The sequence below is a fragment of the Nocardioides pacificus genome (assembly GCF_054775955.1).
In genome coordinates, this window is record NZ_BAAHCI010000011.1 from 293,750 (window position 1) to 315,807 (window position 22,058).

21 protein-coding genes are annotated in these 22,058 nt (G+C 70.7%); 12 read left to right on the forward strand and 9 right to left on the reverse strand.

From position 1 onward, the window contains the following. The first annotated feature begins 29 nt into the window (after positions 1-29). Positions 30-1,925 (forward strand): propionyl-CoA synthetase, encoded by a 1,896-nt coding sequence (locus tag ACYU7L_RS15015; protein ID WP_460798094.1) that lies wholly within the window; start codon positions 30-32, stop codon positions 1,923-1,925. 43 nt (positions 1,926-1,968) lie between these two features. Here the strand turns inward: ACYU7L_RS15015 and ACYU7L_RS15020 are convergent, their stop codons facing one another. Genes ACYU7L_RS15020 through ACYU7L_RS15035 form a run of 4 tightly spaced genes read right to left on the reverse strand, consistent with a single transcriptional unit; the run spans position 1,969 to position 5,892 of the window. After that, the gene (locus tag ACYU7L_RS15020; protein ID WP_460798096.1) at positions 1,969-3,075 is read right to left on the reverse strand and encodes an ABC transporter ATP-binding protein; all 1,107 of its coding nucleotides are present in this window, start codon (positions 3,073-3,075) and stop codon (positions 1,969-1,971) included. After that, positions 3,072-3,911 (reverse strand): ABC transporter permease, encoded by an 840-nt coding sequence (locus ACYU7L_RS15025; RefSeq protein WP_460798099.1) that lies wholly within the window; start codon positions 3,909-3,911, stop codon positions 3,072-3,074. The genes ACYU7L_RS15020 and ACYU7L_RS15025 overlap by 4 nt, the downstream gene beginning before the upstream one ends. Continuing rightward, positions 3,908-4,759, reverse strand: coding sequence for an ABC transporter permease (locus tag ACYU7L_RS15030; RefSeq protein WP_460798101.1), 852 nt, complete (start codon positions 4,757-4,759; stop codon positions 3,908-3,910). Before ACYU7L_RS15030 ends, ACYU7L_RS15025 begins: the two co-directional genes overlap by 4 nt. Positions 4,760-4,761: 2 nt before the next feature. Then, entirely contained in the window at positions 4,762-5,892 is a 1,131-nt protein-coding gene (locus tag ACYU7L_RS15035; RefSeq protein ID WP_460798103.1) for an ABC transporter substrate-binding protein, read from the reverse strand. 159 nt (positions 5,893-6,051) lie between these two features. Here ACYU7L_RS15035 and ACYU7L_RS15040 point away from each other — a divergent pair, with 159 nt between their 5' ends. The 3 genes from ACYU7L_RS15040 to ispG all read left to right on the forward strand — a co-directional run bounded on the left by ACYU7L_RS15040 (position 6,052) and on the right by ispG (position 9,758). Next, positions 6,052-7,182 carry a 1-deoxy-D-xylulose-5-phosphate reductoisomerase gene (locus ACYU7L_RS15040; protein ID WP_460798105.1) on the forward strand — a complete coding sequence of 377 codons (1,131 nt, stop codon included), beginning with the start codon at positions 6,052-6,054 and terminating at the stop codon, positions 7,180-7,182. Further along, positions 7,179-8,534: a M50 family metallopeptidase gene (locus tag ACYU7L_RS15045; protein WP_460798107.1), complete on the forward strand. Its 1,356-nt coding sequence runs from the start codon at positions 7,179-7,181 to the stop codon at positions 8,532-8,534. Before ACYU7L_RS15040 ends, ACYU7L_RS15045 begins: the two co-directional genes overlap by 4 nt. A gap of 72 nt (positions 8,535-8,606) precedes the next feature. Then, a complete protein-coding gene (gene ispG, locus ACYU7L_RS15050; protein WP_460798109.1) occupies positions 8,607-9,758 on the forward strand; it encodes a flavodoxin-dependent (E)-4-hydroxy-3-methylbut-2-enyl-diphosphate synthase in 1,152 nt (383 codons plus the stop codon). 185 nt (positions 9,759-9,943) lie between these two features. On the opposite strand, the gene ACYU7L_RS15055 is transcribed toward ispG, so the two are convergent. Next, positions 9,944-11,416, reverse strand: a complete 1,473-nt coding sequence (locus tag ACYU7L_RS15055) for an HNH endonuclease (protein ID WP_460798112.1) — start codon at positions 11,414-11,416, stop codon at positions 9,944-9,946. Between the two features lie 411 nt (positions 11,417-11,827). Between ACYU7L_RS15055 and ACYU7L_RS15060 the strand changes: the two genes are divergently transcribed. Together ACYU7L_RS15060 and ACYU7L_RS15065 are read left to right on the forward strand one after the other, a co-directional pair. Next, on the forward strand, positions 11,828-12,673 hold the full coding sequence (locus ACYU7L_RS15060; RefSeq protein WP_460798114.1) for a GNAT family N-acetyltransferase: 846 nt from the start codon (positions 11,828-11,830) through the stop codon (positions 12,671-12,673). Positions 12,674-12,691: 18 nt separating this feature from the next. Continuing rightward, on the forward strand, positions 12,692-13,063 hold the full coding sequence (locus tag ACYU7L_RS15065; protein ID WP_460798117.1) for a DoxX family protein: 372 nt from the start codon (positions 12,692-12,694) through the stop codon (positions 13,061-13,063). A gap of 9 nt (positions 13,064-13,072) precedes the next feature. On the opposite strand, the gene ACYU7L_RS15070 is transcribed toward ACYU7L_RS15065, so the two are convergent. Further along, entirely contained in the window at positions 13,073-14,038 is a 966-nt protein-coding gene (locus tag ACYU7L_RS15070; protein WP_460798119.1) for a hypothetical protein, read from the reverse strand. Positions 14,039-14,221: 183 nt separating this feature from the next. Between ACYU7L_RS15070 and ACYU7L_RS15075 the strand changes: the two genes are divergently transcribed. The 3 genes from ACYU7L_RS15075 to ACYU7L_RS15085 are packed head-to-tail and all read left to right on the forward strand — an operon-like array spanning position 14,222 to position 18,268. Beyond that, positions 14,222-16,003 (forward strand): proline--tRNA ligase, encoded by a 1,782-nt coding sequence (locus ACYU7L_RS15075; RefSeq protein ID WP_460798122.1) that lies wholly within the window; start codon positions 14,222-14,224, stop codon positions 16,001-16,003. 29 nt (positions 16,004-16,032) lie between these two features. Beyond that, positions 16,033-17,538, forward strand: a complete 1,506-nt coding sequence (locus ACYU7L_RS15080; protein ID WP_460798125.1) for an acetyl-CoA hydrolase/transferase family protein — start codon at positions 16,033-16,035, stop codon at positions 17,536-17,538. 10 nt (positions 17,539-17,548) lie between these two features. Next, positions 17,549-18,268: an HAD family hydrolase gene (locus ACYU7L_RS15085; RefSeq protein WP_460798127.1), complete on the forward strand. Its 720-nt coding sequence runs from the start codon at positions 17,549-17,551 to the stop codon at positions 18,266-18,268. A gap of 338 nt (positions 18,269-18,606) precedes the next feature. On the opposite strand, the gene ACYU7L_RS15090 is transcribed toward ACYU7L_RS15085, so the two are convergent. From ACYU7L_RS15090 to ACYU7L_RS15100, 3 genes are all read right to left on the reverse strand, one after another. Further along, on the reverse strand, positions 18,607-18,819 hold the full coding sequence (locus ACYU7L_RS15090) for a hypothetical protein (protein ID WP_460798130.1): 213 nt from the start codon (positions 18,817-18,819) through the stop codon (positions 18,607-18,609). 93 nt (positions 18,820-18,912) lie between these two features. Then, positions 18,913-19,329 (reverse strand): ferritin-like domain-containing protein, encoded by a 417-nt coding sequence (locus tag ACYU7L_RS15095; RefSeq protein WP_460798133.1) that lies wholly within the window; start codon positions 19,327-19,329, stop codon positions 18,913-18,915. Continuing rightward, positions 19,326-19,910, reverse strand: a complete 585-nt coding sequence (locus ACYU7L_RS15100) for a hypothetical protein (protein WP_460798135.1) — start codon at positions 19,908-19,910, stop codon at positions 19,326-19,328. The genes ACYU7L_RS15095 and ACYU7L_RS15100 overlap by 4 nt, the downstream gene beginning before the upstream one ends. Before the next feature lie 111 nt (positions 19,911-20,021). On the opposite strand from ACYU7L_RS15100, the gene rimP reads away from it, so the two are divergent. The 3 genes from rimP to ACYU7L_RS15115 all read left to right on the forward strand — a co-directional run bounded on the left by rimP (position 20,022) and on the right by ACYU7L_RS15115 (position 21,958). Continuing rightward, a complete protein-coding gene (gene rimP, locus ACYU7L_RS15105; RefSeq protein ID WP_460798138.1) occupies positions 20,022-20,513 on the forward strand; it encodes a ribosome maturation factor RimP in 492 nt (163 codons plus the stop codon). Then, complete coding sequence (gene nusA / locus ACYU7L_RS15110; protein WP_460798141.1) at positions 20,513-21,490, forward strand: transcription termination factor NusA; 978 nt, start codon at positions 20,513-20,515, stop codon at positions 21,488-21,490. The genes rimP and nusA overlap by 1 nt, the downstream gene beginning before the upstream one ends. Positions 21,491-21,649: 159 nt before the next feature. Next, positions 21,650-21,958 carry a YlxR family protein gene (locus ACYU7L_RS15115; protein ID WP_460798143.1) on the forward strand — a complete coding sequence of 103 codons (309 nt, stop codon included), beginning with the start codon at positions 21,650-21,652 and terminating at the stop codon, positions 21,956-21,958. Positions 21,959-22,058: the final 100 nt, after the last annotated feature.

Consider the following 22,058-nt stretch of genomic DNA (forward strand, 5'->3'; position numbering starts at 1 on the left):
GTGGACGCTGCGGCGCGAGGGGCGCCACCATGGGTGCCATGCCGAGCTACCGCGAGACCTACGCCGCCTCCGTCGCCGACCCCGACGCCTTCTGGCGCGATGCGGCGAAGGCGATCGACTGGTTCAAGAAGCCCGACCGGGTGCTCGACGCCGAGCGCCCCCCGTTCTACCGGTGGTTCCCCGACGCGACGCTCAACACCTGCTACAACGCGCTGGACCGCCACGTCGTCGCCGGTCACGCCGACCGGACCGCGCTGATCTACGACTCGCCGGTCACGGACACGAAGACCAAGATCAGCTATGGCCGGCTGCTCGAGGACGTGGCGGCCTTCGCGGGGGTGCTGCGGGCGCTCGACGTGGTGCAGGGCGACCGCGTCGTCATCTACCTGCCGATGATCCCCGAGGCGGTCGTCGCGATGCTCGCCTGCGCCCGGATCGGCGCGGTGCACTCGGTGGTGTTCGGCGGGTTCGCGCCCCACGAGCTCGCCGTACGCATCGACGATGCGCGGCCCAAGGCCGTCGTGACCGCGTCCTGCGGCATCGAGCCGGGCCGGACGATCGCCTACAAGCCCCTGGTCGACAAGGCGCTGGAGCTCGCCACCCACGAGCCGAACGCGGTCGTGGTCAAGCAGCGGCCCCAGGTCGAGGCGACGATGGTCGAGGGCCGCGACGTCGACTGGGACACCGCGATGAAGGTCGGCCGGCACAAGCCCGCGGAGTGCGTCGAGGTGGCGGCGACCGACCCGCTCTACGTCCTCTACACCTCCGGCACCACCGGCAAGCCCAAGGGCGTCGTGCGCGACCACGGCGGGCACGCCGTCGCGATGGCCTGGTCGCTGCCGAACGTCTACGGCTGCGGTGCGGGCGACGTGTGGTGGGCCGCCTCCGACGTCGGCTGGGTGGTCGGCCACTCCTACATCGTCTACGCCCCGCTCATCAACGGCGCCACGACCGTGCTCTACGAGGGCAAGCCGGTCGGCACGCCAGACGCTGCGGCGTTCTGGCGGGTCATCGAGGAGTACGGCGTGAAGGCGCTGTTCACCGCCCCGACCGCGATCCGCGCGATCCGCAAGGTCGACCCCGAGGGCGAGCTCCTCGCCCGCCACGACACGTCGTCGCTGGAGACGCTGTTCCTGGCGGGGGAGCGGCTCGACCCGGACACCTGGGCCTGGGCGGGCGAGAAGCTCGGTGTCCCCGTGGTCGACAACTGGTGGCAGACCGAGACCGGGTGGCCGATCGCGGCCAACCTGCGCGGGCTCGAGGCGATGCCGCTCAAGGCCGGCTCACCGTCGGTGCCGGTCCCCGGCTTCAACGTGGAGATCCTCGAGGAGCACGGCCGGCCGGTGCCGGCGGGCACGGAGGGCGCGATCTGCATCAAGCTCCCGATGCCGCCGGGCACCCTGCCGACGCTGTGGGGTGACGACGAGCGCTACGTCACGTCGTACCTCTCGACGTTCGAGGGCTACTACCTCACCGGCGACGGGGGCTACCTCGACGAGGACGGCTACCTCTACGTCATGGGCCGCACCGACGACGTCATCAACGTGGCCGGCCACCGGCTCTCGACGGGCGCGATGGAGGCCGTCATCGCCCAGCACCCGGCGGTCGCGGAGTGCGCCGTGATCGGCGTGGCCGACGCGCTCAAGGGCCAGCTCCCGCACGGGTTCGTGGTCCTCAAGTCCGGCGTCGAGACGGACCCCGACGTGGTCCGCGAGGAGCTGGTGGCGCTGGTGCGCGGGGAGATCGGCGCGGTGGCCGCCTTCAAGACGGTCACCGTCGTCGGCGGGCTGCCCAAGACCCGCTCGGGCAAGATCCTGCGCAAGACCATGCGTGAGATCGCCGACGGCAAGGACGCGAAGGTGCCCTCGACCATCGAGGACGCCTCCGTGCTCGACGACCTGCGTCCCGCCCTGCGCCGCCCCTGAGAGCACCGTCTGGGGCCACCCCTCAGAACACGGGCGGCCCGCGTCAGGGCTGGACGACGAGCACCGGCGCCGGCGTCAGGGTCAGCCGAACCCGGTCGCCGTGGGAGTACGGCGCCTCGGCGCTGGCCGCCTGGGCGATGACCTCGGTGCCGTCGTCGAGGCGGCAGGTGACGCGGGAGATCGCCCCCAGGAACGACATCTGGACCACGGTGGCGACCCCGGGGCCGGAGACGGAGTCCAGCGGCTCCACCACGACCGACTCGGGACGGACCAGCGCGGTGCCTGTCCCCGAGGACGGGGAGCCCGGCAGCATCGGCACCGAGACGCCCAGGACCTCGGCGTGCTCGGAAGCCGTCACGGTCGCGGGCAGACGGGTGTGGAGTCCCACGAAGCCCGCGACGAAGGCGGTGGCCGGAGCGGCGTAGAGCTCGGCGGGGGCGGCGACCTGCTCGAGGCGTCCCGCGTTCATCACGCCCACCCGGTCGGCGATCGCGAGGGCCTCCTCCTGGTCGTGGGTCACGAAGAGCGTGGTGGTGCCGACCTCGAGCTGCACGCGACGGATCTCGTCACGCAGCTGGCTGCGCACCTTGGCGTCGAGTGCTGACAGCGGCTCGTCCAGCAGGAGCACGGAGGGCCGGATGGCCAGGGCCCGCGCGAGGGCCACGCGCTGCTGCTGGCCACCGGAGAGCTGGTGGGCATAGCGGTCGGCCTGCTCGGACAGCCCGACGAGCTCCAGCATCTCGCCGGCCCGCTGTCGTCGTACGCCGCGCGCCTGGCCGCGCAGCTTGAGCCCGAACGAGACGTTCTCGATCACGGTCAAGTGCGGGAACAGGCTGTAGGCCTGGAAGACCATGCCCATGTCGCGCTTGTTGGCGGGGACGCGGGTGACGTCCTTGCCGCCGACGCTGACCCGGCCCGCGGTGGGGTCGTCCAGGCCCGCGACGATGCGCAGGGCGGTCGTCTTGCCGCACCCGGAGGGGCCGAGGAGCGCCACCAGCTCGCCGGGTGCGACCTCGAGGGTCAGCCCGGCCAGCGCGTGCACGTTGCCATAGCTGCGGCGCAGGTCCTCGAAGTGCACGGCCAGACCGGTGCTGGGGGCCGGCCCGGTCGAGGCGGAGCCGGTGCCCACGGGCGAGGAGGCGGTCGTCATGCGGGGGTACTCGTTTCGGTGGGGGAGAGCGGGGTGGCGACGCTGCGACGGGCGGATCGGCGGTCGCGTCCGAACCACGAGATCGCCGCGAGGAGCACGAAGCCGAAGAGCAGCGTGGCCAGGGAGGCGGCGACGGAGGTGGGACCGTCGGCCTTGCCGATCGCGACGATCGCGACCTGGAGGTTCTCGTAGTTCAGCAGCGAGGCGAAGGTGTACTCGCCGAGGACGAGCGAGACCGACAGCACCGCCGCGGCCATCACGCCGGCCCAGATGTTGGGCACGATGACGCGCACGATGACGGTGAACCAGCCGGCGCCGAGCGAGCGCGCCGCCTCGGCCAGCGTGCGGGCATCGATCGAGGAGAGGGCGACGTCGATGGCGCGGAAGGAGTAGGGCAGCACCAGGACGACGTAGGCCAGGCTGAGGGTGAGGGGGCTGTCGCCGAGCAGGTAGGTCACCCAGGCCCAGACGTTCTTGATGCCCACCACGATCACCAGGGCCGGGATGGTCAGCGGGAGCAGGCACAGGAACTCCACCAGACGGTAGGCGCCGGGGACCCGCAGCTTGACCCAGATCATCGTCGGGACCAGCAGCGCCACCATGCCGCAGACGGTCAGCAGCGCCAGCGTCAGCGACGTGGTGATCGCCGAGAACAGCATCGGGTCCTCGACGAGGTTGCTCCACGCCAGCCAGGTGCGGCCGGTGGCGTTGGGCACCCGGGTGCTGAAGTCGAGCATCGCGACGAGCGGGCCGAAGAAGAAGACCGCGAACGCTGCGAGCAGCACCCAGCGCAGGACCCGGGTCAGCACCCGGGGGGCGCTCGCGCGGGCGCTCATCGCAGCCACCGCGACGTACGTCGTACGAGCAGGCCGTAGGCGGTCATCACCACGGCCACCACCACGATCATCTCGAGGGCCAGCGCGAAGCCGAGGTTCTCGCGGCCGAGCAGGATCTCGCTGGTGAGCGCGGCGCGGATGAACAGCGGCACGATCGGGTTGCCCTGGCTGACCAGGGCCGCCGCGGTCGCGTAGGCCGCGAACGCGTTGGCGAACAGCAGCAGGGCGGCGCCGAGGAACGCAGGGCGCAGCAGGGGGAAGGCCACCTTGGTCCAGTACTGCCAGCCCGAGGCGCCCAGGTTGACGGCCGCCTCGCGCCACTGGGGACGCAGCCCCTCGAGGGCGGGCAGGAAGACGATCACCATCAGGGGGATCTGGAAGTACACGTAGACCAGGACCAGGCCGGGCAGGCCGTAGAGCCAGCCCGACCCGAAGAGGTCGAGGCCCAGGCTGTCGCGCGCCCAGACCGTGACGACCCCGGAGAAGCCGATCGTGGCGATGAAGGCGAACGCCAGCGCGACGCCCCCGAACTGCGCGAGGACGCCGCACACCGACGTGACCACCCGGCGGAAGACGCTCTCCGCCGGGCTGGTCACGACCAGGGCCGCGAGCAGGCCGCCCAGCACCGCTCCGATGAGAGCGGTCGATCCGGACAGCACCACGCTCTTCCACAGCGCCGTGAGCGAGGCCTCGCTGCCCAGCGCACGGAGGTTGTCGAGGGTGGCGCCGTCGGAGTCCTGGAAGGCGCCGATCACGACGGTCACGGTGGGGATCAGCAGGAACACCGTGAGGAAGCCGAGGAACGGCACCAGGCCCAGGACCGGGCGGATGCGGGCGAGTCGACCCATCGTCAGCCGATGACCTTCGACCAGTTCTCGGAGAGGACCGTGGCCATGGCCGTGGTCTCCTCGTTGGACGGGATCGTCGGCGCACCGGTCACGGGCGGCAGCGCGTCGTAGGCCTCCTGGTCGATCGTCCCGGCCTCGGCCATCGCGTCGGCGCGGACCGGACGGGCACCCCCGGCGAGCCAGAGGTTCTGGCCCTCGTCGCTGTAGAGGAACTCCTGCCACAGCCTGGCGGCGGCGGGGTTCGGAGCATCCGCGTTGATCGCCTGGAAGTAGTAGCCGGCGACGACGGCGTCGTCGGGCACGAACACCTTCCAGGTGTCGAGCTTGGCCGACTCGGCGGCGTTCAGGTAGTCCCAGTCGATGACGACGGGCGTCTGGCCGGACTCGATGGTGGCCGGGGTCGGGTCGACGGGCACGAAGTTGCCGGCGTCCTTGAGGTCGGCGAAGAAGTCGATGCCGGGCTGGATGTCCTCGACGGACCCGCCGTTGGCCAGACTCGCCATCAGCACGCCGCTGAACGCGGCGCCGGCCTGGGTCGGGTCGCCGTTGAGAGCGACCTTGCCACGGAACTCCGAACCGAGCAGGTCGTCGAGGGAGGTGACGTCGGGGACCTTGGCGGAGTCGTAGCCGACCGACATGTAGCCGCCGTAGTCGTTGACCCAGGCGCCGTCGGAGGCCTTGAACTCGTCGGGGATGTCCTCCCACGTCTCGACCTTGTACGGCGCGTACATCTCGACGTTCTCCAACGCGACCGACTGGCCGAGGTCGAAGACGTCGGGAGCGCGGTCGGTGCCCTTGAGCTGGTTGGCTGCGTTGATCTCGTCCTGGCTGGCCGCGTCGGGCTGCGCGGAGTTGACCTCGATGTCGTACTTCTCCTCGAAGGCCTTGATGATGTTGCCGTAGTTGGCCCAGTCGGGCGGCAGCGCGATGACGTTGAGGGTGCCCTCATCCTCGGCCGCCTCGACGAGGGCGTCGAGGCCCCCGAACTCCTCGGCGCTGGTCGCCTCGGACACGGCGACGCCGCTCTCGGTGGTGGCCTTCTCATCGTCGTCGTCGGCCGGGGGCGCGCAGGCCGCGAGCGGCAGCGCCACCAGGGCGAGGACGACGGTGGCGAGCTGGGTGCGGTGTCTCATGGTTCGTGGACCTCATCTGCTCGTACCAACGAGCCGAACACCCGCGGGGCGCCGACTCCTTGTCTGCAAGGTAGTCCCCTGGGCCCTCCGTGTCTCGAGGTCGGGGGCCCGTCTACCCGCTGTTCACCTTGTGGGCGCCGGTGCTGGGAGGATGGTGCGGTGACCTCTGCTGCCTCGCCCGCACGACGACGCGACGTCGTGATCCTCGGCTCCACCGGCTCGATCGGCACCCAGGCCCTCGATCTGGTCCGTGCCCACCCGGACCGGTTCCGCGTCGTGGCGCTGACCGCCGGCGGGTCGAACCCGACGCTCTTCGAGGAGCAGGTGCGCGAGTTCGCGCCGGCGTACTCCGGACTGGGGGAGGAGGCCTCGGTGGAGGCGGCCGCGATGGCCTGCGACGTGGTCCTCAACGGCATCACCGGCGCCGTCGGCCTCCGGCCGACGCTCGCCGCGCTGGACGCCGGCAACACCCTCGCGCTGGCCAACAAGGAGTCGCTGATCATCGGCGGACCGCTGGTGATGGAGCGGGCGGGGCCCGGTCAGATCGTGCCCGTGGACTCCGAGCACTCCGCGATCGCGCAGTGCCTGCGATCGGGCAGCGCCGGCGAGGTTCGTCGCCTCGTGCTCACCGCCAGCGGCGGCCCCTTCCGCGGACGCACCCGCGACGACCTGCTCGACGTCACCGCGCAGGAGGCGCTCAATCACCCCACCTGGGCCATGGGGCCGGTGATCACGGTCAACTCCGCCACCCTGGTCAACAAGGGGATGGAGGTGATCGAGGCGCACCTGCTCTTCGGCGTCGCGTTCGAGGACATCGAGGTCGTGGTGCACCCGACGTCGGTGGTGCACTCGATGGTGGAGTTCCACGACGGCTCCACGATCCTGCAGGCGTCTCCGCCGACGATGATGATCCCGATCGCGCTCGGCCTGGAGTGGCCCGACCGGGTCCCGGACGCCGCCCCTCCCGTGGACTGGACCCGCCCGGAGACCTGGGAGTTCTTCCCGCTCGACGACGAGGCGTTCCCGGCCGTCGCGCTGGCCAAGCGGGCGGGCTCGCTCGGAGCGACCGCCCCGGCCGTCTACAACGCGGCCAACGAGGTCTGCGTCGAGGAGTTCCTCGCCGGCCGACTGCGCTTCGTCGACATCGTGACGACGGTTTCCGCCGTTCTCGGGGCACACGGCGTACCCTCGAAGACGTCAGAGCTGACCGTGGACGACGTCCTCGCTGCCGACGCCTGGGCGCGCGCAGAGGCCGCCCGCCTGATCCGGGAGGGGATCCCCACCGCATGACCGCGCTCTTCTACACCCTCGGTGTGGTCGTCTTCGTCCTCGCCATCTTGGCCTCCATCGGCCTGCACGAGCTCGGGCACATGATCCCGGCCAAGAAGTTCGGCGGGAAGGTGACGCAGTACTTCATCGGGTTCGGCCCCACCGTCTGGTCGCGCCAGCGCGGCGAGACCGAGTACGGCGTGAAGGCGATCCCGCTCGGCGGCTACGTCAAGATCGTCGGGATGCTCCCCCCGGGGGCCGGCAACATCGCCGAGCCCGACGGTGTGGACGCCGAGGGCAACCACGTCTACAAGGTGCGCAAGTCCAACACCGGCATGTTCACCCAGCTGATCTCCGACGCCCGGGCGGCCGAGTGGGAGACGATCACGCCCGAGGACCACGACCGGCTCTTCTACCGGATGCCCTGGTGGAAGAAGGTGATCGTGATGGCGGGCGGCCCGTCGGTCAACATCGCCATCGCCTTCGTGATCTTCGCGGGCATCTTCGCGACGTACGGCAACCCCAACGACCCGGTCCTCGAGCCGGTCGTCGACGACGTGTCGGCGTGCGTGGTGCCCTACGAGGAGAGCGACCGGGTCTGCACCACCGAGGACCCGATCAGCCCGGCCGCGGACGCGGGCCTGCGTCCCGGCGACGAGATCGTCGCCTTCAACGGCACGCCGATCGGCGGGTGGGAGGACCTCCAGGAGGCCATCCGCGGCAACGCGGGCGGCGAGGCCGTGATCACCTACCTGCGCGACGGCGAGGAGCTGACCGGGCGGACCAACACCACCGTCCAGTCCCGACCGACGTCGACCACCGACGAGACCCTCACCGAGGTCGGCTTCCTCGGGGTGACACCGACCTTCGCCGGCTTCGCCGAGGGGGGACCGCTCTACACGTTGGCCCAGATGGGCGACATGACGGTCGAGACGGTCAAGGCCCTCGGCACCCTCCCGATGAAGGTCTTCGACGTGGCCCAGGCGATCGTGGGGCTCGAGGAGCGCGCCGCGGACAGTCCGGTCAGCGTCGTGGGCGGCGGGCGGCTGGCGGGGGAGACGGTCTCGCACGAGGCCTTCCCGGCCACGGAGAAGACCGTCTTCATCCTGATGCTGATCGCCGGCTTCAACTTCTTCATCGGCATGTTCAACTTCCTGCCGCTGCTGCCGCTTGACGGTGGTCACATCGCGGGGGCCCTCTATGAGGCCGTACGCCGCGGGTTCGCGCGGCTGCGCAAGCGTCCCGACCCCGGCTTCGTCGACGTGGCCCGGCTGCTGCCGGTGGCCTACGTCGTGGGCCTGACGCTGCTCGTCATGGGTGTCGTGCTGATCATCGGCGACCTCGTGGTCCCGCTCTCGCTCTACGAGTCCTGAGGTCGGCCGCGCTGGCGCCGGCACGGGCCTCGGATAGGGGCCTGGCATGGGTGGCTCGGTAGGATCGACACCATGACCGCAGTCAGCCTTGGCATGCCCGCAGCGCCCCCGCCGGTGCTGGCCCCCCGCCGCAAGACCCGCCAGATCCAGGTGGGCAAGGTCGGTGTCGGCAGCGACCACCAGATCTCGGTGCAGTCGATGACCACGACGCTGACCTCCGACGTCAACACGACTCTGCAGCAGATCGCCGAGCTGACCGCCGCCGGTTGCGACATCGTCCGGGTGGCGTGCCCGTCCCAGGACGACGCCGACGCGCTGCCGGAGATCGCGCAGCACTCGCAGATCCCGGTGATCGCCGACATCCACTTCCAGCCCAAGTACGTCTACGCCGCGATCGACGCGGGCTGCGCGGCCGTGCGGGTCAACCCGGGCAACATCCGTCAGTTCGACGACCAGGTCAAGGAGATCGCGCGCGCCGCGAAGGACCGCGGCACCTCGATCCGGATCGGCGTCAACGCGGGCTCGCTCGACAAGCGCATCTTCGAGAAGTACGGCAAGGCCACGCCTGAGGCCCTCGTCGAGTCGGCCGTGTGGGAGGCCGGACTGTTCGAGGAGCACGACTTCCACGACTTCAAGATCTCCGTGAAGCACAACGACCCCGTGGTCATGGTGCGCGCCTACGAGATGCTCGCCGAGCGCGGCGACTGGCCCCTGCACCTCGGCGTGACCGAGGCCGGGCCGGCCTTCCAGGGCACGATCAAGTCGGCGACCGCGTTCGGGGCCCTGCTCTCGCGCGGCATCGGCGACACCATCCGGGTCTCGCTCTCGGCGCCCCCGGTCGAGGAGGTCAAGGTCGGCCTGCAGATCCTGCAGTCGCTGAACCTGCGTGAGCGCAAGCTCGAGATCGTCTCCTGCCCCTCCTGCGGTCGGGCCCAGGTCGACGTCTACACCCTTGCCGAGCAGGTCACGGCCGGGCTCGACGGCCTCGAGGTGCCGCTGCGCGTCGCCGTGATGGGCTGCGTCGTCAACGGCCCCGGCGAGGCCCGCGAGGCGGACCTCGGCGTCGCCTCCGGCAACGGCAAGGGCCAGATCTTCGTCAAGGGCGAGGTCATCAAGACCGTCCCCGAGAACATGATCGTCGAGACCCTGATCGAGGAGGCCATGCGCCTCGCCGAGCAGATGGAGCCCGTCGAGGGCGCCGAGGCCTCGGTCAGCGTCAGCTGACTTCGGAGACCCACCCTCGGCGATCAGCAGCTCGCGCAGCCTCGTTCGTTGGTCGAGCAGGTTGCGCAGCAACCGCCCCCCGGTGGTCGAGCAGGTTGCGCAGCAACCGACGTCGAGACCCACCCCCGTAGACGCGCCGAAGCCCCCGCCGGATGCTGCCTACGACGGGGTCCGGGGCGGTGCAGCTACTGGTCGGGTGGTGGTACGGCGCGTGCCCGGTCGCGAGTGACGTCAAGCGTCCCGGTGTGGTCACGCAGGTACTGATACCCCTGAGGGCTCGTCCACAGGAACGTCCCGGGATCGATCACCGTGCAAGACCACGGCGAATGCGTCTTGTGACGATGATGCCGCCGACACAACGGCGCGACATTGCACGAACACGTAGCTCCACCGGCCGCGTGTTCTCGGACGTGGTCACAGTCCGCCCGATGCCCATCAGGCTTGAGCTTCCTGGCAGGTCGGGTGCACCACGGGAACGCGCAGCTGTGATTGATCAGCGCGACGCGTTCGACCAGCCGGTCGGGGACCTCGTAGGCGTTGACGTGGACGTGGTCCTCGAGATCGATCAGCGGCTTCACGGTGACCTGGGCGTCGGGGTTGGCGCACCAGTCGCGGACCTGATCGACGGACACGAAGGACCGGGTGTTCTCGAGCCGCGCGAGGTGGATCCCGTTCCGATCCCCGTCGACGTCAGCGTCGGCGCTGTTGTCGAGGCTCCGGGCGCGCAGGGCGTCGTGGGAGAGGTGGACGTAGAGCACCACCTGCCGGGGACGCCGCGCTGCCCCACGCGTGGGGGCCGGGCCCTCGGGGGCCGTAGAGGATGAGCGCGGTTGATCGGGTGCAAGGGGTGAGTCGGATCCACCGCTCTGAGCCCCTGCGGCGTCGTCGCCGTCGGTGGTGTTGAGGTCGAACGCCAGCTGTTGGCGGGCGAGGTCCGCGACCGCCTTCGCCCGACGCGCACCGAGGGGCTCCTCCGACCCGAGGGCGCGTTGGGCCTCCGCCCCGGAGGTGACGGCGGCGTCGAGGTCCATCGCGTCGGCGATGTTGAGCTCCCCACGGATAGCCATGGTGCCCTCATAGGAGACCTGGTCGGTGTCCACATCGAAACACCGGCCATCAGCCGCGGCACGACGGCGCTGCTCGGCGTCCTCGGGCTGGAACCGGACCCAGGCCTCCTCGATCAGCCGGTCCAGCGCGGCGATGCCGATCTTGTGGGCCACCGAGGCGACGTGACGGTCCACGAACGCCGCACCCTCGGGCACGAGACTCATCGTGGCGTCCGCGATCCGTCGCGCCTTCCACGCCACCAGATCCCCGGCACACACCCGCGCCCACACCTTGGGAAGGCGGTAGCGCAGCTCCACGGCTTGGCCGACGTAGCGGTTGCCGGCGTCGGTGGACATGCCGACGGCGAGGGCGAACTCGGTGATCGCGAACTCCGCCACCAACGGGGCACCCTCGCCGGCGATGGGGAGGCCTCGGTCGCCGTACCCGTCGTGGGTTATTGCGGCGTCGGTGAGGGAGTCGACCGAGTGCATGGCCGCCCAGTCCACGGCCAACCGAAGCTGTCGAGCCTCTGCCGCATCAGCTCCGACACGGGTGATCCGGGCAGCCTCCAGCACCGCGGCGGCGGTGTCGGGGGCGGCTGTCTGGGTCATGGATCTATTGGATCAGGGACCGCCGACAGTGACCCCGCCCAGAAGCGGCGCGACGCGCAGACTGTGGAGAACTTTTTCGCGGGTGGGTCTCGACGTCGGTTGCTGCGCAACCTGCTCGACCAGCGAGGGCGCCGGTGGGTCTCGACGTCGGTTGCTGCGCAACCTGCTCGACCAGCGAGGGGCCGGTGGGTCTCGACGTCGGTTGCTGCGCGACCTGCTCGACCAGCGAGGGCGCCGGTGGGTCTCGACGTCGGTTGCTGCGCGACCTGCTCGACCAGCGAGGGCGCCGGGGGTCTCGACGTCGGTTGCTGCGCAACCTGCTCGACCAGCGAAGCACCTGCCCGACCACTGAGCATGCGCAGGCTGGGAGTGGCAGGGGCGTCCCGAGTGGGCGGCAAGTAGGCTCCGCTCGTGCTTTCCACCCGGCACGGCGTGCACCTTCTCGGCACGCCGGATCTCGACGAGTTCCTGGCCCTCACGGCTCAGGACCCGGTCGTGAACGTCTTCGCGGACTACCGCGCCCGCACCACCAACCTCGATCCTCGGTGGCTCGGCGGAGAGATGTGGGGGCGCTTCGACGACGGTCGCCTGACGGCGGCCTGCCACGTCGGCGCCAACCTGGTGCCGGTCGGGGCCACGCCTGACGATGCGGTCGCCTTCGCCGCCCGGGCGCTGGCCAAGCGACGGTCGGTGTCGACCCTGGTCGGCCCGGAGGAGGCCGTGGACGCGTTCTGGCGCGTCGTCGAGGACACGTGGGGGAGTCCCCGTGAGATCCGGCGCCGCCAGCCGCATCTCGAGCTGTCCGGCCCGCCCCTCGTGGCCGCGGACCCTGAGGTGCGGCGCACCACGCGCGACGACCTCGAGCTGCTCTATCCAGCGTGCGTGGCGATGTACACCGAGGAGGTCGGAGTCTCCCCTGAGTTCGGTGGCGGCAGCGACCTCTACCGGGCACGGGTGATGCAGCTGGTCTCCCGCGGCTGGTCGTTCGCCCGTTTCGAGGAGGGGCGCGTGGTCTTCAAGGCCGAGGTCGCCTGCGCCTCGCCGTACGCCGCGCAGGTGCAGGGCGTCTACGTCCCGCCCGACCGGCGGGGGGAGGGGCTCGCCACCCGCGGGATGGCCGCGGTCGCCGAGATCGTGCTGGCCGAGATCGCGCCGGTGGTGTCGCTCTACGTCAACGAGTGGAACGAGCCGGCACGCGCGGCCTACGAGCGGGCCGGCTTCCACGAGACTGCCCGGTTCGCCACCATCATGTTCTGAGTGCCCTAGGTTTCCCCCATGTCGATCTCCACCCTGCCCTGGGACGCCCGCATCCTCGCCGCCGCCTTCGCCACCTCCGGAGTCATCCACCTGGTCCGGCCCGAGACGTTCGAGCGGCTGATGCCGAAGGCCCTGCCGGCCCACCGCGAGCTGATCCTGGGCAGCGGCGTCGCCGAGCTGGCGTGCGCGGCCGGGATGCTGCTGCCCCGCACTCGACGCGTCGCAGGATGGGCGAGCGTGGCCGTGCTCCTCGGGGTCTACCCGGGCAACCTGAAGATGGCCGACGACGCCCGCCGCAGCCGCAGCACGAAGTTCAAGGCCATCGCCTACAGCCGGCTCCCGCTGCAGCTGCCGATGATCCGCGCCGCGGTGCGCGCGGCGCGCAGCTGACCCCCGTGGTCAGCCCAGCTCGGAGCGCCTGATCCGACTGGCCCTCTCGCAGGCCGTCCCCACGCATCGCACCGTGGCCGTCCGGCGTGCGGTGTAGGTGTCCATCAGCAGGGCCCGGTCGCTCTCCCAGACGACCCTCCCGAAGGAGTAGGCCCGGAAGCTCGCCTTCAGAGCGCCCCGGGCGCCACGCACCCAGACCTGGTTGGGCCCGCGGCCGTCGGCCAGGATGTGCACGGTGGCGAGGCGCCGGCCGGTCGGTGAGAAGGCCTCGACGCGCTCGCGGCACGAGCGCCACAGGACCCGGCGCGGCGCCGAGAGCCTCGACACGACGGTGCAGCCGTCCTGATAGGGGTCGCCCGTGTACGACGCGAGTCGGTCGGCGCGGATGTCGGCGTGCTGCCCCGGCCTCGCCGAGATACGGCGCAGTCGACCGGTCGAGGTGCTCCACCAGCGTGTGCCCCGGTCCCACTCGCTGAGGATCACCCGTCCGGCATCGGCGTCGAGCGCGTCGAGCTGACCCGCGAAGTCGCGTCGCCGCACGACGTCACCGGTGCTCGCGTCCCGCACGCTCACGCGGGTGTCACGGCCGCGGTGGCGCAGCTCGACCAGCTGCAGCCCGTCGCGGGAGAGCAGCGCGCTCCAGGCGTCGACCCGGCGGCTGAGGCGGGTCGTCGTACCGTCGGCCTCGACGCGCAGCGCCGGGCCGCGACCGTCCTCGATGGCCCCGTCCGCGACCACGACGTACCCGTCGCCGGCGCGACCGAGCAGGCGTACGACGTCCGCCCGGACGGGGATCCGCCGCTCACCGTCCACGATCGTGGCGCCATCGAGGTGGGGGAGCCGGCTGTCGGGACCGCGCTCGAGCTCCGTCGGGTCCAGGCGGACCGGTGCGGCGGCCGGGGCAGGCGCGGCGAGCAGTCCCAGGGTGAGCAGGGCGGCGGCGGAGGCCGCGACCAGGCGGACGAGTCGATCCATGACGAGCTCCCACGAGGCGGCCGGGCGACTCCCGGCGTTCACCCAGTAGACGTCGCACCCACCCCGCAGGTTGCTCGCCCGACCTGCGCACGACTATCGGACATCGGGGACGGGACGGATGGCCGTGCCGGACGGGACCATCGGATGCACGCGGCAGGCGATGCCCCGGATAACCTGACGTCCATGATCCTGCGCATGTCCCAGCTCTTCGTCCGCACGCTGCGCGACGACCCGAACGACGCCGAGGTCCCGAGCCACCGGCTGCTGGTCCGCGCGGGCTACATCCGCCGGGCCGCGCCCGGCATCTACACGTGGCTGCCGCTGGGCCTGCGGGTCTACCGCAACGTCGAGCGCATCGTCCGCGAGGAGATGGACGCGATGGGCGCGCAGGAGCTGCAGTTCCCGGCGCTGCTGCCCCGCGAGCCCTACGAGGCGACCGGTCGCTGGACCGAGTACGGCGACGGGTTGTTCCGGCTCAAGGACCGCAAGGGCGGCGACTACCTCCTCGGCCCGACGCACGAGGAGATGTTCACCCTCGTCGTCAAGGACCTCTACTCCTCCTACAAGGACCTGCCTGTCTGGCTCTACCAGATCCAGACGAAGTACCGCGACGAGGCGCGTCCGCGCGCCGGCCTGATGCGCGGGCGGGAGTTCGTCATGAAGGACTCCTACTCGTTCGACACCACCGACGCCGGCCTCGAGATCTCCTACAACGCGCACCGCGAAGCCTACGTGAAGACCTTCGACCGACTCGGCTTCGACTACGTCATCGTCAAGGCCACCAGCGGCGCCATGGGCGGCTCGCGCTCCGAGGAGTTCCTGGCTCGCTCGAGCGTCGGTGAGGACACCTTCGTGCAGTGCACGACGTGCGACTACGCCGCCAACGTGGAGGCCGTGACCGTCCCCGCCCCCGCGCCCGTGGCGTACGACGACGCGCCCGTGGCGCACGCGGAGCAGACCCCGGACACGCCGACCATCGACACCCTGGTCGACCACCTCAACGCGCAGTTCCCCCGCGAGGACCGTCCCTGGGCCGCTGGCGACACTCTCAAGAACGTGCTGGTGGTGCTCAAGCACCCCGACGGCACCCGCGAGCCGCTGGCCATCGGTCTGCCCGGCGACCGCGAGGTCGACCAGAAGCGCCTCGAGGGCCAGCTCGAGCCGATCGAGGTGGAGCCGATGGACGAGGGCGAGCTGCGCAAGCACCCGGCTCTGGTCAAGGGCTACATCGGCCCCGGCGCCCTGGGCGAGGAGTCCCCGTCGGGGATCCGCTACCTCGTCGACCCGCGCGTGGTCGAGGGCACCCGCTGGGTCACCGGCGCCGACGTCGCCGGCCAGCACGTGATCGACCTCGTCGCCGGTCGCGACTTCACCCCGGACGGCACCATCGAGGCCGCCGAGGTCCGCGACGGCGACGCCTGCCCCACGTGTGCCGTCGAGGGACGCAGCGGCACGGTCGAGACGGCCCGAGGCATCGAGATGGGCCACATCTTCCAGCTCGGCCGCAAGTACGCCGAGGCCCTGGACCTCAAGGTCCTCGACGAGAACGGCAAGCTGGTCACGGTGACGATGGGGTCCTACGGCATCGGGGTCTCCCGGGCCGTTCCCGTCATCGCCGAGGACAACCACGACGAGCTGGGCCTGTGCTGGCCGCGCGAGGTCGCCCCGGCCGACGTCCACCTCGTCGCGGCGGGCAAGGACCCGGCCCTCTTCGAGGAGGCCGAGCGGATCGCCGCGGAGCTGGCCTCCGCCGGGGTCGACGTCATCCTCGACGACCGGGCCGGGAAGATCAGCCCCGGCGTGAAGTTCAAGGACGCCGAGCTCATCGGCGTCCCGACGATCGCGGTGGTCGGGAAGGGCCTGGTGGACGGCACCGTCGAGGTCAAGGACCGCCGCACCGGAGACCGGACCGACGTCCCGGTCGCCGACGTCGTCACCCACCTCTTGGCCGTCGTACGGCCCTGATCCACCTCACCCATCTCACGGGAGCACGCATGTCACGCATCAGCTGTCCTTCCCTGGCCGCCAAGGTCACCACGGCCGAGGCCGCGGCGGAGTTCATCCACCACGGCAACTCGGTGGGCATCAGCGGCTTCACCGGGGCCGGCTACCCCAAGGCGATCCCGCAGGCCCTGGCCCGCCGGATCGAGGCGTCCCACGCGCGTGGCGAGGAGTTCACGATCGGCCTGTGGACCGGGGCCTCGACGGCTCCCGAGGTCGACGGAGTGCTCGCCGAGGTGCACGGGCTGGACAAGCGGCTGCCCTACAACTCCGACCCGACGCTGCGGGCGCTGATCAACTCCGGGGAGGTCGACTACGTCGACACCCACCTGAGCCACTCCGCCCAGCACATGTGGTTCGGCTTCTACGGCCCCCTCGACGTGGCCGTCGTCGAGGTGACGGCGATCCTCCCCAACGGGCTCTTGGTGCCCAGCAGCTCGGTCGGCAACAACAAGACGTGGCTGGATCGCGCGGACCGGGTGATCATCGAGGTCAACGAGTGGCAGCCCCGCGACTTCGAGGGCTTCCACGACATCTACTACGGCGCGGCCCTGCCCCCGAACCGCGGTCCGATCCACCTGACCCAGCCGATGCAGCGCATCGGCGACCCCTACCTGCGTGTCGACCCCTCCAAGGTGGTCGCTGTGGTCGAGACCAACAGCCCGGACCGCAACACGCCGCTCACCGCCCCCGACGCGCTGTCGGAGGCGATGGCCGAGCACCTCGTCGACTTCCTGCGCCACGAGGTGAAGGCGGGTCGGATGCCGCGCAACCTGCTGCCGCTGCAGAGCGGCGTCGGCAACGTCGCCAACGCGGTGATGGCCGGGCTCGAGGACAGCGAGTTCGAGAACATGATCGCCTTCACCGAGGTGATCCAGGACGGGCTGCTCGACCTGCTCGACAGCGGCAAGCTGGTGGGTGTCTCCGCGACGTCGTTCGGCCTCTCGCCCGAGGGCGTGCAGCGCTTCCTCTCCAACGTGTCGTCCTACAAGGGCCGCATCCTGCTGCGCAGCGAGGAGATCTCCAACCACCCCGAGCTCGTACGACGCCTCGGCGTCGTCGCGATCAACGGGATGATCGAGGCCGACATCTACGGCAACGTCAACTCCACCCACATCATGGGCTCGGGGATCATGAACGGCATCGGCGGCAGTGGCGACTTCGCCCGCAACGCGTTCCTGAACTTCTTCGTCTCGCCCTCGACGGCCAAGAACGGCGCGATCTCCTCGATCGTGCCGATGGTCAGCCACGTCGACCACACCGAGCACGACGTGCACGTGCTCGTCACCGAGCAGGGGCTGGCGGACCTGCGCGGGCTCTCGCCCACCGACCGGGCAGAGCGGGTCATCGCCAACTGCGTGCACCCGGACTTCCGTGATCGGCTCACCGACTACGTCGCGCGTGCCAAGGCAGCCCGCCCCACGGCGCGGCACACGCCGCACCTGCTCGACGAGGCCCTGAGCTGGCACAGCCGCTACCTCGAGACCGGACACATGTGAGCGGGCGCCTGTGAGCGGGGCGCCCATCGAGGCGGTCATCTTCGACTGGGGTGGCACCCTCACGCGGTGGAGCGACGTGGACTTCCACGCCGAGTCGCTCGCCCTGGCCCAGGCGGTGGTCGACAGCGACCACGACCTGGCAGAAGTGAGCGCTCGGCTGCATGCGGCCGGTGATGCGGTGTGGGGCCGCTCCCGCGACCATCAGCGAAGCTCGACGGTCGCCGATCTGTTCCACGAGGCCGGCCTCGACCACGACCCGGACCTGCTGCACGCCTACTACGAGTTCTGGGAGCCCCACACAGCGACCGACGCGCAGGTGCGCCCGCTATTCGAGGGCCTCCGCGGTCGGGGGATCAAGGTGGGCGTCCTGTCGAACACGATCTGGCCCCGAGAGTGGCACCGGGGCTTCTTCGACCGGGACGGCGTCCTGGACCTGATCGACGGCGACGTCTACACGAGCGAGATCGAGTGGACGAAGCCCTCACCCCACGCGTTCGCGACGGCCATGGCCGCTGTGGATGCCGGGGACCCGAGCAGGTGCGTCTATGTAGGCGACCGGCTCTTCGACGACGTCTGGGGCGCTCAGAACGCCGGGTTGCGGGCGATCCACGTGCCGCACAGCAACATCCCCCCGCAGCAGGTCGGCCACACGGAGGGCGTTCCCGACGCGCTCGCCCACCGGCTGCTCGACGTGCTCGACATCGTCTCGGAGTGGTCCGCGCCCACCTGACCCTCTGCCGCGCGGCTGCCGCCCGGGGAGCCCTTGCAACTTCCCGCATTGCACGAACCTGCAATGCGTGAGGGCTGGCGTTGCCTCGCGTCGTGTTGCAGACTTTTGCACGGCAGGTTGTTCGGGCAACCCGCCACTGCCGAACCGGTGATCGGCGCCTGTCGCAGATCACTAGCGGTGCCGCGCTGACCGGCGCCGTTCCTGGTCCGCGAACGTGTCCACTCGGGGAAGATCTCGGGGCTTCCTCGGAGGACATGTTCGCGGACCGCGGCCATTTCGGAGCACAGTCGTCGCCGGCTCGGACCCTTCGCCCGTGGTGGTGGTCAGCCGTCGGCGTCCTAGCGGGACGGCTCGGGCACGGTGCAGTCGATCTTCGGGTTGACGCCGAGATAGTTCAGCGGTCCGGCCAGGACGGTGAGCACGGTGTCGCCGGTGGTCTTGCAGTTCACCTCGCGGTCGTTGGTGAAGTAGTCGCGCTGGTAGGCGGCTGCTGCCCCGATGACCAGCCAGACGACGATCAAGGCGCTGAGCAGACTGCCGACGGATCTCATGGTCGTTCTCCTGTCGCTGTGCGGGTCCCCGTGCCCGGGACCGATACCCCGTTCGACGCGTCGCAGTCGCCGTGCACTCTCAGCAGGGCAACCTCAGTCGCCCGGGAGCTGCTCGGGCTCGCCCCCGAGTCGGACCCGACGCACCGCAGCGTCGGTCAGGGCCGCGACCGCCCAGGCACGCTGCGCAGCGACGGTGTTGGCGACCAGGGCGGCGTAGGTCGTCGCGCAGCGGTCCTCGATCTCGATCGCCGCGCTGCGGCGCTGCCGCGGGCTCCTGATCGGGGACGGCGTCTCGTACGCCGCGGCGGCGGAGACGGGCTCCTGGGCGAGGTCACGCAGCGTCCGGGAGAGCTCGTCGCGGCGGGACCGGTGGAGTGTGTAGGCCTGGCTGAGCTCGTTGTGCAGGGCCGCCTCCGACGAGGCGGAGGTCTGCGCGCCGAGCACGCCGTACAGCCAGACGGCAGCGTGCTCGGCGGCCAGGGTGGCCTGGAGTGCGTCCGTCGTCGTCATGCGCTGCCTCCTGACGCGGGAGGGAGCGTGAGTGGGAGCGCAGCGAGGTGCTGGGCCACGGAGGCCGCCATCACCGCGAGCAGGCGCGCGAAGGGACCGCTGCCGGCGCGGAGCGCCAGCGCGCCCAGCTGGGCCTGCAGCGTCTGTTCGCGGCGGCGAAGCCCCGACCAGGCGCGTTGGGCGTCGGGTGGGCTCGTCACTGCGTCCGGCTCCTCGGTGCCGGCGACCGCGTCGAGGAGCAGGTCGCGGTGTGCCACATGGGCGCCGACGAGGTCCCCGACCAGCGGGCCGGCGACGGCATGTCGCGTCGTGACGGCGGCGACGAGCGCGAGGGTGGCGTCGATGTGCCCCAGCGCCTCCGCGGCCAGCTGGGCGTCCGCCACCTCGTCGTCCGTGCGGCCCGAGGGGGAGGAGACGGAGGGCGAGGTCGTGGCGCGACCGCCGTCGGAGGCATCACATCCAGCCCCGCCGAGGACCGCCAGTGCGACGGCCCCGCCGCGCAGGGCGGCGCGCCGAGTGGGCGCCGCTCGGCCCGCCGTGAGCAGGTCGCGTCGTACGCGCGCGGGGTCGATGGTGGACACGGCGCCGACCCTATCGCCGCTGCCGGGTCGCCCCCGACTGCGATGGCTGGGAAGCCCGCGAGAGCGGTTAGGGTGGACCCTCTACAACAGCACAAGGAGGTAGCAATCCCCGTGAGCACTGCCCGTCAGGACGCCACCCGGGACCGCATCGAGTCCGAGCTCTCCGGACCCCTCAGTGCCCTCGGCCTCGATGTCGAGGCCGTCGAGATCACCCCCGCCGGCAAGCGGCGCGTGCTGCGCGTCGCAGTCGACACGGACGGGGGAGTCACGCTCGACGACGTCGCCGAGGCCACCCGTGCCATCTCCGAGGTGCTCGACGAGTCCGACGTCATGGGCGAGATGCCCTACACGCTCGAGGTCACTTCCCGCGGCGTCGACCGCCCCCTCACGCTGCCGCGCCACTGGCGCCGCAATGCCGACCGCCTGGTCAAGATCACCCTCCTCGAGGAGGGCGAGCTGACCGGCCGGATCACGACCAGTGACGAGACCTCCGTCACCCTCGACATCGACGGGGAGAGCCACGAGGTCGCCTTCAGCGACATCGCGAAGGCCCTCGTGCAGGTCGAGTTCAACCGCAAGACCCGAAAGGACGACGACGCCTGATGGACATCGACCTGAGCATCCTGCGCATGCTCGAGCGTGAGAAGGAGATCTCCTTCGACGTGCTCGTCGATGCGATCGAGCAGGCCCTCCTCACGGCCTACCACAAGACGCCGGGTGCGCGTGAGCGTGCGCGCGTCGAGCTCGACCGCAAGTCCGGTCACGTCACCGTGATGGCGACCGAGGTCGACGACGACGGCAACGAGGTGGGGGAGTTCGAGGACACCCCAGACGGGTTCGGCCGGATCGCAGCGACGACGGCCAAGCAGATCATGCTGCAGCGTCTGCGCGACGCGGAGGACGAGATCAAGTTCGGCGAGTTCTCCGGTCGCGAGGGCGACGTGATCTCCGGCATCATCCAGCAGGGCCGCAACCCCGACGACGTGCTGATCGACCTCGGTCGACTGGAGGCGATGCTGCCCGTGGGTGAGCGGGTCCCCGGTGAGAAGTACGTCCACGGCAGTCGCATCAAGTGCCTGGTCGTCTCGGTGCGCAAGGGCATGCGTGGCCCCCAGGTCACGCTCTCGCGCTCGCACCCCAACCTGGTCAAGAAGCTCTTCGCCCTCGAGGTGCCAGAGATCGCCGACGGGACCGTCGAGATCACGGCGATCGCCCGTGAGGCGGGGCACCGCACGAAGATCGCTGTCCGATCCACGATCCAGGGCGTCAACGCCAAGGGCGCGTGCATTGGCCCGATGGGCCAGCGCGTGCGCAACGTGATGGCCGAGCTCCACGGCGAGAAGATCGACATCGTCGACTATTCGGCCGACCCTGCCCAGATGGTGGCGCACGCGCTGTCCCCCGCGCAGGTCCGCTCGGTGGAGGTGGTGGACCTCGCGGCCCGCTCCGCCCGGGTCGTCGTGCCGGACTTCCAGCTGTCGCTGGCCATCGGCAAGGAGGGGCAGAACGCCCGCCTCGCGGCCCGCCTGACCGGCTGGCGCATCGACATCCGATCGGACGAGGCGCCGTCGCCGCAATGACACCGTGACGGCCGGCTGCTCTTCGCCCCGGTTCGTTGAACCGGGGCGAAAGGAGTAGGGTTGTTGCCAGTGGCACGCGAACTCACCCCCCATGCACGACCCGACCAGAACCCTGCTCCTGCTGGCGATACGCCCGCTGGAGCGGGCGAACCGGTCAGGATGTGCGTCGGGTGCCGGGCGCGGGCCACTAAGAGCGAGTTGTTGCGGGTGGTCGCAGGCTCGGACGCGTGGGGCTCTCCGGCCCTGGTGCCCGATCCACGCGCCACCGCACCCGGTCGGGGGGCGCACCTGCACCCCACCACCGAGTGCTTCGACCTCGCGGTTCGACGCAAGGCCTTCCCCCGGGCCCTCAGGGCCGGGGGAGCGCTCAGTGCCGAGCAGCTGAGGGCCTACCTCGACCCGCCCCGCACCACCGAGCAGCAGGCACCACCAGCAGCACGAACAACCGTTGACATGACCGACGTGTGACCTACAGGAACTGGAGCAGCAGCTCATGAGCACTCGATGAGTACTTCCCGATGAGCATGCACAACCACTAACGGTCCGCAGCACCCCTTGAGACGGGGCT